This is a genomic window from Flavihumibacter sp. CACIAM 22H1, from assembly GCF_001601815.1.
Taxonomy (GTDB): Bacteria; Bacteroidota; Bacteroidia; order Chitinophagales; family Chitinophagaceae; genus Flavihumibacter.
Window position 1 is genome coordinate 2,089 of sequence record NZ_LUKG01000014.1, and the last position, 14,359, is coordinate 16,447.

General features: G+C 43.8%; 11 protein-coding genes. 5 read left to right on the forward strand and 6 right to left on the reverse strand.

The features are described 5' to 3' along the window. Positions 1-566 (forward strand): segregation/condensation protein A (locus A1D16_RS06170; protein ID WP_290708419.1); only part of this gene is annotated, 566 nt, incomplete at its 5' end. A gap of 6 nt (positions 567-572) precedes the next feature. Here A1D16_RS06170 and A1D16_RS06175 read toward each other — a convergent pair. The 3 genes from A1D16_RS06175 to dxs all read right to left on the reverse strand — a co-directional run bounded on the left by A1D16_RS06175 (position 573) and on the right by dxs (position 8,235). After that, on the reverse strand, positions 573-5,582 hold the full coding sequence (locus A1D16_RS06175; protein WP_290708420.1) for a PKD domain-containing protein: 5,010 nt from the start codon (positions 5,580-5,582) through the stop codon (positions 573-575). A gap of 90 nt (positions 5,583-5,672) precedes the next feature. Then, positions 5,673-6,245: a murein L,D-transpeptidase catalytic domain-containing protein gene (locus A1D16_RS06180; RefSeq protein ID WP_290708421.1), complete on the reverse strand. Its 573-nt coding sequence runs from the start codon at positions 6,243-6,245 to the stop codon at positions 5,673-5,675. A 61-nt stretch (positions 6,246-6,306) separates the two neighbouring features. After that, a complete protein-coding gene (gene dxs, locus A1D16_RS06185; protein ID WP_290708422.1) occupies positions 6,307-8,235 on the reverse strand; it encodes a 1-deoxy-D-xylulose-5-phosphate synthase in 1,929 nt (642 codons plus the stop codon). Positions 8,236-8,430: 195 nt separating this feature from the next. Here dxs and A1D16_RS06190 point away from each other — a divergent pair, with 195 nt between their 5' ends. From A1D16_RS06190 to A1D16_RS06205, 4 genes are read left to right on the forward strand one after another with little or no spacing between them, the layout of a single operon-like run. Further along, positions 8,431-9,489, forward strand: a complete 1,059-nt coding sequence (locus tag A1D16_RS06190) for a histidine kinase (protein WP_290708423.1) — start codon at positions 8,431-8,433, stop codon at positions 9,487-9,489. 10 nt (positions 9,490-9,499) lie between these two features. Further along, positions 9,500-10,231, forward strand: a complete 732-nt coding sequence (locus tag A1D16_RS06195) for a LytTR family transcriptional regulator DNA-binding domain-containing protein (RefSeq protein ID WP_290708424.1) — start codon at positions 9,500-9,502, stop codon at positions 10,229-10,231. Positions 10,232-10,259: 28 nt separating this feature from the next. Then, positions 10,260-11,549 (forward strand): M28 family peptidase, encoded by a 1,290-nt coding sequence (locus A1D16_RS06200; RefSeq protein WP_290708426.1) that lies wholly within the window; start codon positions 10,260-10,262, stop codon positions 11,547-11,549. Continuing rightward, complete coding sequence (locus A1D16_RS06205) at positions 11,549-12,496, forward strand: M28 family peptidase (protein ID WP_290708427.1); 948 nt, start codon at positions 11,549-11,551, stop codon at positions 12,494-12,496. The genes A1D16_RS06200 and A1D16_RS06205 overlap by 1 nt, the downstream gene beginning before the upstream one ends. Before the next feature lie 9 nt (positions 12,497-12,505). Here the strand turns inward: A1D16_RS06205 and A1D16_RS06210 are convergent, their stop codons facing one another. The 3 genes from A1D16_RS06210 to A1D16_RS06215 are packed head-to-tail and all read right to left on the reverse strand — an operon-like array spanning position 12,506 to position 14,075. Then, the gene (locus A1D16_RS06210) at positions 12,506-13,264 is read right to left on the reverse strand and encodes a geranylgeranylglyceryl/heptaprenylglyceryl phosphate synthase (protein ID WP_290708428.1); all 759 of its coding nucleotides are present in this window, start codon (positions 13,262-13,264) and stop codon (positions 12,506-12,508) included. Between the two features lie 57 nt (positions 13,265-13,321). Beyond that, positions 13,322-13,432: a hypothetical protein gene (locus A1D16_RS21695; protein ID WP_366206523.1), complete on the reverse strand. Its 111-nt coding sequence runs from the start codon at positions 13,430-13,432 to the stop codon at positions 13,322-13,324. Between the two features lie 37 nt (positions 13,433-13,469). Further along, on the reverse strand, positions 13,470-14,075 hold the full coding sequence (locus A1D16_RS06215) for a DUF2490 domain-containing protein (protein ID WP_290708429.1): 606 nt from the start codon (positions 14,073-14,075) through the stop codon (positions 13,470-13,472). Between the last annotated feature and the right edge of the window lie 284 nt (positions 14,076-14,359).

The following is a 14,359-nucleotide window of genomic DNA, read 5'->3' on the forward strand; positions in this document are numbered from 1 at the left end:
CTAAAATGTTGTTGCCAAGAAAAGAGATGGATGCACAGGGAAATGAAATTGATCCCCGGCAGGAACTGGTGGATAAACTGCTGGAATACCGCAAATACAAACAGGCTGCCGCCGAGCTTACAGAAATGGAAGCCGTTCGGATGCTGATGGTAAAAAGAGGTAATGCTAACAAAGAGCTGGGCCATATTGGAGAAGAAGCCAGTGAAGGCTCAGAGATACAACAGATTACCCTGTTCAAGCTCATGAAGTCTTTTGAGAAAGTGATGCAGAAAGTGTATGACCGTAATAATAAACCGGTTCATACCGTGGTGCAATACAATTATACCATGGAAAAAAGCCGGGAGAATGTATTGGATCTTTGCCGCACCAAAAAGACCATGAGTTTTGAAAAATTATTCGAAGCCTGTGAAAACAGGATCCATGCTATTTTTACGTTTCTCAGTATGCTGGAGCTGGTGCAACAAAAATACATGCGCCTTATAACAGGTGAAGGACGTAATAATTTTATCGTTGAGTGGAATGAAGAAAGAGAAGAAGAGGAGTTTGTTTTTCCTTTATTTGATTAAAGCGTTTTAGTGAATTAATACCACCGAACCTTTACGAACGATCTGCTGGTTATTGAAACATCTTAGCTGAATAAAATACACATAGGTGCCTGCAGGTTGAAGTGTTCCATTCATACGACCATCCCATGCCGCAGCAGTAGCAGCCGGATCAATATGTTTTACTTCATAAACAAGTTGACCAAAGCGGTTAAATATTTGAAAGCCTTCAATTTCGTTTATGCCTGCCGCCTGTAGCTGAAATCGATCATTTTTACCATCGCCATTTGGGGTAAATGCATTGGGAATAAAAATCTTATTTTCATCACATCCTACCGTTAGTTGGATCTCATCCGTTGCACTGCAACCGTTTTCGTTGCGCACTTCCAGTGTATAAATAATGCTTTTTAAAGGAGTGGAGATTGGCTGGGGACAATTGTTACAACTCAGGTAATTGTTTGGACTCCAGGTCCATTTGGTAACATCTGTACTAGTTTGTGCAGATAGGGTTAAAGGCGTTGCTCCACTGGTGAGTAAATCAGGCCCTAACGAAACTTCTGGCAATGGATATACTTGTATATTGATAACTGTTTCCTTCGGAAAACAGCCCGACGCTGCAGTTGTTTGAACCCTGTATTGAGTAGATTCCAAGGGTTGGGCCATTGGCCGGGAACTTGTTGTTGAACTAAGCCCAGCAGTAGATCCAATCCATTGATAGGTTAGTCCGCCAGTTACCTGAATAGGAACAATACTTCCTAAACAAATTGCGGTATCGGGCGTAATTTCCACTGTGTAATCCGGTATTGCGGTAACCCGCACCTCATCGGTAGCACTGCATCCTAAAGCAGAGGTTCCTGTAACAGTATAAACCTCCGACCGGCCAGGCCTGGCAACAGGATTTGCAATTGCAGCATTGCTTAATCCTTCCGCAGGAAACCAATTGTACCGGGCGGCGCCGCTTGCTTCCAACTGTACGGACTCACCCACACAAACTGTAAGCTCCTTATTGCTTATTCTAATGGTGGGTGCCGGATTAATAGTAATATATTTTTCTGCCGTATCTATACAGGAATTATTGATGGTATAAAGTTGGATAAGGTAATTGCCCGGCGAAAATTTAATTCCGGCAGGGGTTGATTCATTGGCTGTTTGTCCATTTGAAAAATTCCATTTATATGTCAAATTATTATCAATGGGTGAGGGACTGACTTGAATAACTTCTCCCGTACATGCCGCATCGGTAGCATTAATAGCGCTTGTTTTCAAGGCATCGATCGTAATAGTAGTAGAAATGGTTTTTTGACAACCCAACGGTGAATTTACTGCGAGCCTGATTGTATGAATGCCAACCGATGAATATGTAGCCACAACATTTCTGTCGGAAGAATACCGGGTTAACGCACCTGGCCCAAGGTCCCATTGATAGGCAAGCGGAAGGCCTGCCTGTTCTGCTACGCTTGTTATGCGGGGCGTTATCTGCACTTCGGCATTTTCGCAGAATCGATTTTGAGAGGAAGCGAAGGAAATACTTAGGCTGTCAATAATTATCGGTTGCCTGGCTTCTCCCAGTTGCCGGCACCCCATGGAATCGATCAGTAATAAGGAAGGGGTAAAAATTCCTGCCCTCGAATAGTTATGATTGGCAGATAAGATATTATTGGTAATAATGGTACCATCACCAAAATCCCAGGCATAAAGAAGACCCTGGGCTCCGCTGCTCAGCGTCACCGATTGATTCGTACAGCCCGACCATTTATCAGCATCCAATGAAACAGGTGGTGATCCGGTTATGGTAATGGAATCAAGGCCTTCAATGGTCTGTCCATTTGGAAATACTGCCTTCATCTTGATAAAGTAAGTCCCCGGTTGATGATAAGTATGGGTTGGAGAAAAGCTGTTTTCTGAACGTGAATTGTCGCCGAAATCCCAGGTGATCGCAGCATTTCCTTCCACCTGTGTAGTAAAAGATACAACTACAGGGGGGCATCCGCTGTTTTTTACATAGCTTGTTCGTGTTTGAAAAACGGCGTTTTGATTACGTACCAGAACTCGTTTCTGAATAGTATCTGCACAAGACAAATCAGTAAAGCTGGCTATAAGCATTATTGAATAAGTACCAGGGTCGTTAAATGTATAGGAGCTGTTCCATTCTGTAGAGATGGGGCGGCCGTTAACAAACCACCTGTATTGAACGGTCTTATACTCATTATGTACTGTAAGGTTATTGAAGTTTACCGTCTGGCCAGGTTCCAGAACAGTCTGATCTGCTATGAAATCAGCTTTAAGCTGGTAGAGATCTGTATAATAAAATGATTGACTGGATTTACATCCGTTTGCATCGGTAACTTCCAGGTAGCCATCTAAATGTCCGGAAGAAGGAATATAGGCAGGGGTGAAGCTAAAGGGGCCTCCGGTTTTACGTTCCATATAATCCGGCATGTTCCATAACCAGCTTACTATGGGAACATTTTCAAAAGTTTTGGAACTATCAGAGAACCATATTTTATCTGTTGTACATGCATCGGTCAACCGAAAAGGGTAGGCTACCGGGCCATTTACTTTGATAGAAACAAAGTTGGAGGTGTCTAGGCAACCAAAATAATACGATTGCGTAATTGCTCTGAATTTAAGTAAGCCTCGGTGTTGATTATCAAAGGTAGACCACATATTAATATGGGGTTTTTCATAATCTCCACCTCCGTTCATGCCTACTCTTTCACCATTTTCCAATTCCATTTTCCAAACATCGTACGATACATGGTACTCTTTTGGATTTCTTTCCAGGTTATCAATTCTTTGATATACGAAACCATCTCCATACGCGCACATTTCTTCCCTGTCTAAGGTGAATCTCGGATTTTGTTTTAAAAGAACATCTACCTGAATAGAGTCCTTGACGGTACAAGAACCATTTGTAGTAGTAAGCACTGCCATATAAGTTCCGGTTTTATCATACCTGTGTTGTATCGTTGGCTGATAACTGTTGTATGTTGCTGACGTATTCCCGTCTCCGAAATCCCATGACCATGATTCAACCTGTTTTGAACTATCTGTGAACAGTACCATGCCCCTGGTATCATCACAGGTGTTTTCAATTTTATGTATGCTGGGAAAGATGGGTCGAACCGTGTAATAATTTTTTAAAAAAACGGTATCCCAGCAATTATCATGGATTAATGATATGGTTACATCATAGGTGCCTTCTTTGGTGTATTTATGCGTTACCGTATGGGTATTGGAATTTTGTGACCAGTAGCCGATCCGGGGAGTACCATCTCCAAAATCTATTTCCCAGCTAAATGGATCTTTAGGGGTTGTTGCCTGTAGCTGAACAGGCGTATTGCCACAAATTTCCTGACCGGAAATAGCATTGATGTCATACACAGGTTTGGGAGATATCATTACATGATCGTAATCCAGCGTGCCGGTGCATCCTTCAACTGTAGTGTACTCCAGTGTAACTTTATGATGGCCGGGTATATTAAACTGATAACTCGGCCTGCTATCTGTCAGCACGGTTCCTTTATCATGAAAAGTCCATTTATAACTAGCAATTTCCTGCGAGGCTATTGCCATAAACCTATAGGTAATGCCTACACAACCATGTAGGTAATCCGGATCCTGAGAATTCTGGTCCAGTACAATGATATTAGCGGTAGGATCTAAGACCCTGACCGTTCCCCAACGCTCTCTGAAACAACCCGAGGCGGCGCTGGCCTTAAGATAAATTGGAATTTCATTATTCTGGGTCTGACGGAAAGAATGAGATTGACCAGAGGCCCATACATGATCGCCGCCCGCCCATCCGATCCTCCAGTCCCATTGAATGGCTTCTTTGCTGGTATCTTTTAGTAAAACATCTACCGGAGCTCCACATTCTGAACTTTTTTCAATTACAATTTCACCAACCTCCGGTACCTTGTTAACAAAAAAGGTTTTGAATAGAGTATCCTTACAGGCAGCCGTGTATTCGTTAATCATCCGTATGGTATAGCTACCTGAGGTATTAAATATAAAATTTGTTACACTGTCTTCAAGGTCCATGCCCGAACCCAGGGAGGGTATATCCCAATGGGTATTGGCGGGCATCGGAAAACTCCTGTTTCGGAAATAATTGAAGGATTCAGTGCAAAGGGGTTGGTCAATTTCAAGCGAGGGTTGGAAATTTGCTGCATTTATATACCTGGGTTTTTTTATGGTTTTTACACAGCCTATTTCATTGCTCACAGTAAGCGTTACATCATAAAACCCTTTTACAGCAAAGGTATGAACCGGGTTGAGTGCCGTTGAAACGGTTCCATCTCCTAATTCCCATTTATAGTTGAGTGTTCCTTCACCGCTGGTTTTATTTTGCAATCGTACCTCCTGACCGATAGCACAAATAGTACTATCCGGGCTTGTAAAATCTGCCAACAGCGGACGATACGAATGAACCAGCGAATCCTTCCTGATTTTTGTCTGGCATCCCCATTGGTTGGTGGTTACCAGGCTTACGGAATGGTACTGGCCAAAGGTATATTGGTGTTCAAATACATTTTCCGAGGTATTTTCTACAACAGTACCATCTCCAAAATCCCAAAAATAGGCATACGCACTTGTATTCTCTCCCTGGCCGGGTTCAAGCCGGAAGGTTACGTTTAAGGGGGCGCATCCAATGGTGGTATCAACGCTGAAGTTTACCCGCGGAGATGCGTGTACGAGTATCCGGGCCTGTTTGGTAGCAGTAATACCATTCTCCGTTATCGACAGTACTACGGTATACTCACCGGCACTGGCATAGATAGCAGCGGCATCGCGGGTGTAGGATGTGTTCCCATTCCCTAATTTCCATTCGAAGTTTGTTTCTGCGGTGGTTCCTGTAGAGGTATTTTTAAACTCCACCAGCAATGGGGCACAACCTTCAACGCTGCTTACAGTAAATGCAGCGTTTACCTGGCTCCTGGCCGTTAGCGCAGCTAGCAGGCATACAAGAATAGCACTAATGCCCCTTGCTATTTTCCGGAACTGATATGTAAAAAGATGTGGGATAAGGCTATTCAATGCAGGTTTAATAGGTCAACAAGATAGGCACAGAACTGATTATTTGCAACAGGTTCCCCGATATTATTTGGCGCTGTGTTCGATCCATAATTATTCATAAATCTGCAGCAGTATAGGCTTTTTTTGTTCCTGAATGATTTTATGTAAGTATTGTAAAAAAGAAGCCGAAACAGCCGGACAGCCATCACTCTGGCAGATAGGACCTGGGTAGACTGGTTTTTCCGGAACACAATCCATGGCATGCAAAACTACATAACGGGCGTACGCATTATTGTTGCTGGCCGATAACCCATAAAGCTTATACGCCAGTCCGAATTTACCCTGGTAAGCAGCCCCGATCTTATAAACGCCCAAAGAGGTACAGCCACTTCCTATTTTATTGGAATAACTGCGCCCTGTTAACCACCACTTATTGCAACGCCCATGTGTAACCAGCCCTGTTTTTTCAACCCGGTTTTTCTTCAGGTCGTACACGGCAAAACGGGCCAGTCCGGATGCCTCTTTCATATCAATGAGAAATACCCTGTCTGAGCGGTAACCTTTTTGTTCAGCCAGGGCTTTTAATCCTGTTGCCTTTATCTTCAACCGTTCTTCGTAATCGCCGGCTGAATTTCCTGATAAGCTTATGCAACCGGCTGCTAATAAGAGGTAGTTAAAAAGCATAACCTGCATTTTCGGAGAAGATGCAGGTTATGCTTTTTTCCACAAGTGGAAGCGGTTAAACTTATTGAAACAATTGAACGCTTACTTTATCTTTCATCATTTCGCGTATTGCTTCGGCAATGCCAGCGGCATCGTACCCACATTCGCGATGTAGTTCTTTCAGGGTGCCATGCTCTACGATCCGATCCGGAATGCCTATTAACTTAACAGCTGCTGTATAATTATGGGCGGCCATGAATTCCAGAATGGCAGATCCAACTCCACCCGTTATAGTACCATCTTCAATAGTGATGATTTTTGAGTAGCGTTGAAATACTTCGTGCAGTAGTTCCTCGTCGAGTGGCTTTACAAAACGGAGGTCATAATGTGCAGGGTTGATGCCATATTGTTTTACTTCCCGTATTGCACTGGCAGCAAAATTGCCGGGGTGTCCGAAACTAAGCAAGGCTATCTCTTCCCCGTCTTTTAATTTGCGTCCTTTCCCTATCTGCACTTCTTTCATCTCTGTTCGCCATTCCGGTTGTACGCCTTCTCCCCTGGGATAGCGGATAACCATCGGTAGTTTGGTTGATTCGAGTTGCGCGGTATACATGAGGTTGCGCAGCTCTGTTTCATTCATGGGTGCGCTTATAATAAGGTTGGGTATGCAACGGAAATAGGAAATATCGTAAGCGCCGTGGTGAGTTGGCCCGTCTTCACCTACCAGGCCCGCACGATCCAGGCAAAATACCACCGGCAATTTTTGGATAGCTACATCATGCACCACCTGGTCGTAGGCTCTTTGCATAAAGGAGCTGTAGATATTACAGAACACCTTCATGCCCTGCGTAGCCAGGCCGGCACTTACAGTAACTGCATGTTGTTCACAAATACCCACATCAATGGCCCTGTCTGGCATTTTATCCATCATTATTTTAAGCGATGACCCAGAGGGCATAGCCGGCGTTATGCCAAAAATAGAGGGGTTTTTCTCCGCCAGTTCCAGGATGGTATGACCAAAAACATCCTGGTATTTGGGAGGTTGTGGGGTATCGTATTTTTTCTTGAAAATTTCTCCGGTAATCTTATCGAAAAGGCCGGGTGCATGCCATTTGGTTTGGTCTTTTTCAGCCAGTTCGTACCCTTTTCCCTTAACGGTTATTATGTGCAGGATTTTCGGTCCGGGTATATTTTTCAGATCCTGTAGCGTGTCTACCAATTTAGTGATATTATGCCCGTCAATCGGACCAAAATACCGGATTTTAAGGGCTTCGAAGAGGTTGCTGCTCTTATTTACCATTCCTTTTATAGAATGTTCGAGCTTGGAAGCCATTTCCCGCGAAAAATTACTGCCTACAGGCAATTTGCCCAGCGCTTTCCATACATCATCCTTGAGTTTGTTATAGGCCGGCGAAGTAGTAATATCGGTAAGATATTCTTTGAGGGCCCCCACATTGGGGTCAATGCTCATGCAGTTATCATTTAATATGATAAGCATATCTGCGTCCGAAACCCCTGCGTGGTTCATGGCTTCGAAAGCCATGCCGGCTGTCAGGGAACCATCCCCGATAACTGCTACGGATTTTCTATCCTCCCCCTTGTATTTTGCCGCCAGGGCCATGCCCAGGGCCGCCGAAATGGAAGTGGAGGAATGCCCTACACCAAAAGTATCATAGTCGCTTTCCGTACGTTTGGGAAAGCCCGAAAGACCGCCGTATTTGCGGTTGGAGGCAAAATTATCCCGCCTTCCGGTTAGTATTTTATGCCCGTATGCCTGGTGACCAACATCCCAAACCAGCTGATCATACGGGGTATTATAAACGTAGTGCAGGGCGGTGGTCAGTTCCACCACGCCCAGGCTGGCGGCAAAATGGCCTCCGTGGACACTTACAACATCAATTATATATTGCCTGAGCTCATCACAAACCTGGTGTAATTGCTCTTTTCCGAGCTTTTTGAGGTCAGCCGGCTCATTTATTTGCTGTAAAAGCGGTCCAGGTTTAATATCCATTGGGTAAAAATATAGCGTCAAAGATACATAACAGCTACCGCCCGCGGCGGAATACTTCAATATAAAGAATTTAACAAATACCAAACAAAATAGTTGAATGCCACCCATCCCGAACTGGTGCCCCCATCCTAAGTTATTTGGCCATTAATACAATTCACTATATTAGGGGTGCTATAAACAGCTAGATTTGTGCTTATGCTTCCACGCGGAATTAAATATTACTGGATTTGTCAACTACTGGGCTGGACCTTTGTGGTTCTTACCATGCTGATATTCGTCTATACCTTTACCCCCTCCAAGATTGATCAACGGCTCTTCGTACGGGTAGCGCTGATTTTTGGCTCTGGTATCTTTACTACCCATATGCTGCGGGCCTTTATTAAACGAAGCGGCTGGCTGTTGCTGCCCATCGAAAAAGTGATTCCGCGAATGGCCATCGCCATTGTTTTTACCAGTCTGTTCTGCAGCCTTGTTTTTATGGGTTTAGTGCAACTGTTTGATGTTCAAACAGATGTACAGCGAAAAATCGATTTCCCGGCCCGTTTGCTGGGGGCCACACTGGATATCGGACTTTTTATCATTCCCTGGACATTAATCTATTATATCTACCATTACGTAGCCAAAAGCCGTAAACAGGAAGTAGATACCCTTAAACTGGAAGCACTGGTTAAGGAACTGGAACTTAAAACCATCAAAGCTCATATTAACCCCCATTTTATATTCAATGCATTAAATAGTATCCGGGCGCTTATTGATGAAAATCCGAGCAGGGCCAGGGATGCTATTACGGAGCTTAGCAATATACTTCGAAGCAGTATGCAATCGGAAAAGTCAGAAACCGTGCCCCTGGAAAAAGAACTAAATATTGTGCGGGATTACCTGGCACTGGAACATATCCGCTTTGAGGACCGGCTGAAAGTTGAATACGAAATTGATGAAGATACCCTGGACCAGCCCATTCCTCCCATGATGTTACAAACCCTGGTGGAAAATGCCATTAAGCATGGTATTGGTAAGCAGATGAAAGGGGGGGTAGTACGTATTATTTCTGATTTCAGAGAAAATTACCATGAACTGCTGGTGCAGAATACCGGACGCTTATCAAGCCATATTAATGGCGATGGTTTTGGTATAAGCAGTACAAAAAACCGCCTGCAATTATTGTTTGGAGATAAAGCTGATTTCAGGATTGAAGAATCCAACGGTAACATGGTGGAAGCAAGAGTTAAAATTCCGGTTATAGAACCCGCTTAAACAAACATGTATGATAAAGGCTGTACTAATCGATGATGAACGATTGGCCCGCACCGAATTGAGAAAATTATTGACCGAATTCCCGGAAATTGAAGTAGTGGGAGAAGCTGCCAATGCCTCCGAGGGAATTGAAGTAATTGAAAACCTTCAGCCCGACCTGGTATTCCTGGATATTCAAATGCCTGGAAAAACAGGTTTTGATATGCTGAGTGAACTTGAAAAAGCCCCCCATGTAATTTTTACAACGGCCTATGACGAATATGCATTGAAAGCTTTTGAGGTAAATGCCCTGGATTATTTACTGAAGCCAGTTGATACCAAGCGCCTGGCAGATGCCATCCATAAATTGCATATTGCGGAAGAGAAAGAAGCAATGGCGCCAGCTATCAGCACCAACCGCAGCCTATTGAGTGAACATGACCAGGTATTTGTAAAAGATGGAGAACGGTGCTGGTTTGTTAAATTGAGCGATATCCGTTTGTTTGAAAGTGTAGGTAATTATGCTAAAGTATTTTTTGCCAACAATAAGCCGCTGATCCTGAAATCTTTAAATGCATTGGAAGAACGGTTGGATGAAAAAGTGTTTTTCAGGGCCAATCGAAAACACATCGTTAATTTACGACTCATTGAAAAAATAGAACCCTATTTTAACGGAGGTCTTTTACTGGAATTAAAAGGGGGTGAAAAAATTGAAGTTAGCAGAAGACAAACGGTAAAGTTCAAAGAAATGATGAGTTTATAGAAGTAAAAGGGCTGCGATAAAAATAATTATGAGATATACATTCATACTGGCTGCGGCTTTATTTACGCTGCAAACCAACGCACAAAAGAAAAAGAAAGGCTTACCTGAAATTGATGTCAGGGAAGTTAGCCGCATTGAAAAAACACTTTCTGCCGATGATATGGAAGGGCGTAAAACTTTTACGCCGGGTATTGAGAAAGCTGCCAATTTTATTGCTGATGAATTTGCAAAAATAGGATTGGAAAAACCGGCTAATAGTACCAGTTACCTGCAAACTTTCAGAATGTTAAAACCTACCCAGCGGTCGGCGGAAGCATCTGTCAACGGAAAACAGCTACAGGCCGCTGAGTTTTTTGTAATAACTGCTAAGGAAAACCTGGTGGTAACAGAAAATTCAGGATTTGAGCAGGCTGTGATCAAACCGGGTGAAATGCTGGTGCCGGAAGTATATAAAATAATTATGTCCGGTAAAAACACCGTAGTACAGATAGACCCTTCTTTTGCTCCGATGTTTCCAAGGTTATCTTATTTCAAGCGCCAGATAATGGAAGGGGGAGGCACTTTATTGTTTATTTTATCAGCCGACCCGATCACAAAGTTTTCAATTAACGCCAGCCACCAGTTTGAGGTATCGGCTCTCAGTAATGTGGTGGGTATTTTACCAGGTAAATCAAAAAAGGACGAGTATGTGATTTTTTCTGGTCATTATGACCACCTGGGCATAGGTAAACCGGTGAACGGCGATTCAATTTATAACGGTGCCAATGACGATGCTGCCGGAACAACCGCTGTAATAATGCTGGCCAAGTATTTCAAACAATTAAAATCAAATGAACGCACCATCATTTTTGCCGCCTTTACGGCAGAAGAGTCGGGTGGCTACGGGGCTAATTATTTTTCGCGGCAATTTGCCCCGGCTTCCGTTATGGCGATGTTTAATATTGAGATGATCGGCACAGAAAGTAAATGGGGTAAAAATTCAGCCTATATAACTGGCTATGAAAAATCCAGTATGGGAGCAATTATGGCAAAAAACCTGGAAGGAACGGGATTTACCTTTCATCCCGACCCATATCCGGATCAGCAATTGTTTTATCGTTCAGATAATGCCACGCTTGCCCGGTTAGGTGTACCTGCGCACACTATTTCTACTTCTAAAATGGATAGTGAGAAATACTATCACACGGTAGACGATGAATTTGAAACCCTGGATATGCAAAATATGACCCGGATTATACAGGCAATAGCACTCAGCTCACGCAGCATTGTTGCCGGTACGGATACACCGAGCCGGGTGGATACTTCGAGCCTGGATTAATGAAGAGTTTTGATAATAAAATTTTAATCGCTGTTATCTTTTTTCTGCTTGCTGCACCGGTTGCTGCACAGTCAACTAAAGATAACAGCGTTGTTTTGGAAGATATCCGTAATTGGATGTCTTACCTTACCGCCGACCGCCTTAAAGGCCGGGTAGAAGGATCTGCTGAAAACCGTGAAGTAACCGATAGCATTGCTTCCTGGTTCAGAAAATTTGGGTTGCAGCCTTTTGCATCAGAACAGTTTCTCCATACTTTTTACCGGCATCCCGATGACTCTATTATAAGCACAAGCAATGTAATCGGCTGGCTGCCGGGTAAGGAAAAAGCGGACGAGTATATTCTTATTTCAGCCCATTTTGATCATGTTCAAATTGGTTTTTATAATAAAAAGGATAAAATTTATAATGGGGCTAATGACAATGCTTCGGGCACCAGTGTTTTGCTTGCGCTGGTACGGCAGTTAACACTGGCAGCACCGCACCAACGTAGTATAATTTTCTGTGCATTTAATGCCGAAGAAGCCGGGCTGATCGGCTCCACTGATTTTTCGGAAAAAATTGACCCTGCTAAAATTATTGCAGGCATTAACCTGGAAATGATGGGGTATCCCCAGTTCGGAAAAAATACGCTTATGCTTACAGGCATGCATAAATCTGATTTATACCGGCTCTTTAAAAGCAGGTCGGCTGAGGCAGGTATACGTATTCGCCGGGAAAGAGGAGATTTATTTGAGCGTTCCGATAACTACCCGTTTGCAAAAAAAGGAGTGCCTGCACATACCCTTATGGCCAGTGATGACCGGGAGCCCTGTTATCATTCTCCCTGTGATGAGTTAAAGCGGATGAACCTGCCCAATATGGCTGCTCTGGCTGCAGGCATTCAATACCTGATAGAGGGGCTTCTGGATGGTACAGCCACGCCGGGCCGCCTGCAGAGTTCCGATTAAGGCGGGGAGCTACACAACTGGTATACTTACCGCATGAACCGCTGCACTTATTTCCCGGATTAGGCCGGGATCTTTTTCTATAGCATTCCCTACCACAATCAGATCAGCACCTGCTCGGCAGTTACGGTAAGCTTTTTCCGGGGTATTGATACCTCCGCCAATAATCAGGGGAACGGAAATTTGCTCAGCTACTGCTGCAATCATTGATTCCCGTATAGGGGTTTTGGCGCCGCTGCCCGCATCCATATAAATCAGCTTCATTCCCAGCATTTCGCCAGCCAGGGCCGTACAAAGGGCAATTTCATTTTTGTCAGAAGGAATAGGGCTGGCATTACTGATATAAGATACTGTAGTGGGCGCTCCACCATCAATTACCATATATCCTGTACTCATAATTTCCAATCCGCTCTGTTTTACAAATGGGGCACTGATAACATGCTGGCCGATCAGTAATTCCGGATTTCTCCCGGATATAAGGGAGAGGTACAACAGGGCATCTGCATACCTCGAAATCTGTGAAGGGCTTCCCGGAAATAGGATAACCGGTATATCCGAGATGGCTTTGATGGCCTGTATACATTCATCCAGATGATTGGAAATCACCAGGCTGCCGCCTACTAATAGGTAATCAACGCGGGCATCCATGGCCAGGTGTACAAGTGCCGGAATTTCAGCAGGCTGAATTTTATCCGGGTCCACGAGTACGGCAAAGGACTTCTGCTTTGCGGCTTTGCTTGTTAATATCTGTTGATAGGTGCCTGGTTGCATTCAAAAGGTAATGGCTACAGGCAAAAATGCAAAAAAATGCTGGTATGCCCAATTGTGTTATAATCGGGTGTAAACTGCCAGCTGCGCAACATGGTTGTTGGTGAAAGCCGATCCGCGGCCATTTACATACTGGTTGAGGTAACCAATTTCAAGATCAAGCGAAGGCATTACCCGGTAACCGGTACTAAGGTAGAGGCGGTTTTGATCAAAAAAATTTACCGTTTACAGGTGATTTATCACCAAAATTTACCATTACTTCATTTTGAACGCCGGCAAACCAGCCTGTTTTAAAGGGGAATTCCTGTTGGAAAGGGATTACAGAACGGAAAAAGTACCGAAACCGGTTCGCATAGCTGTTTCCGTTAGCTGAAAGCTTATAGTCGTTTATGGAAGGTTGCATCAAAAAACGCTGCTCCAGCCGGAATCGGTGAGAAACCGTGTTTTTCCCGATAACCGGATGCGTAAACAACGCCTGTTGCCAGATCCTGTGTTCGGGAATATAACCGGTCAGGTTTATGGGTTCATCGGCCGGACCCGTTACAACCAAAGTTCTGCGGTTGGATATATAGGCATAGCCGGCGGTCAGCAGCCATTGATCGGTTAACTTATAATTGATCCCCGGCCGAACCAATAAAGTAGCCATGGTGGAAAAATGATTTCCAGACCGTTCCTGTATATCCACGTGTAAACTGAATTTATCAGATAACTTGGTGGTATTCATCAGGGCGAACCAGAGAGAATTGGTGGATTGAGCAGTTATCGGATTGGACAAAACAAATAAAAGGAGCAGCGTAGTGGATAATCGAAGCATACGGCAAGGAATTTGGCCTTCAAAACTAAGGCAGATTACGCTTGTAACGTATTAAAATCCAATAACACAAAGGTTTTTGACCCGAATCACCAAATTATTTTTTTCTGAATATGTGGATTTTGTACCAAATCCAGCAGGGGAGGGAAACTTGAAACTTTCCCCATCGATTATCCACATCGGTGGATATTTCCGGGTCGGTTTTTAGGTGTGAGGCAACTATTTTCGTTATTCACGATCTCCTAACCGAGACTTCAACAATACTTAACAGAAAATCTAATAAAATA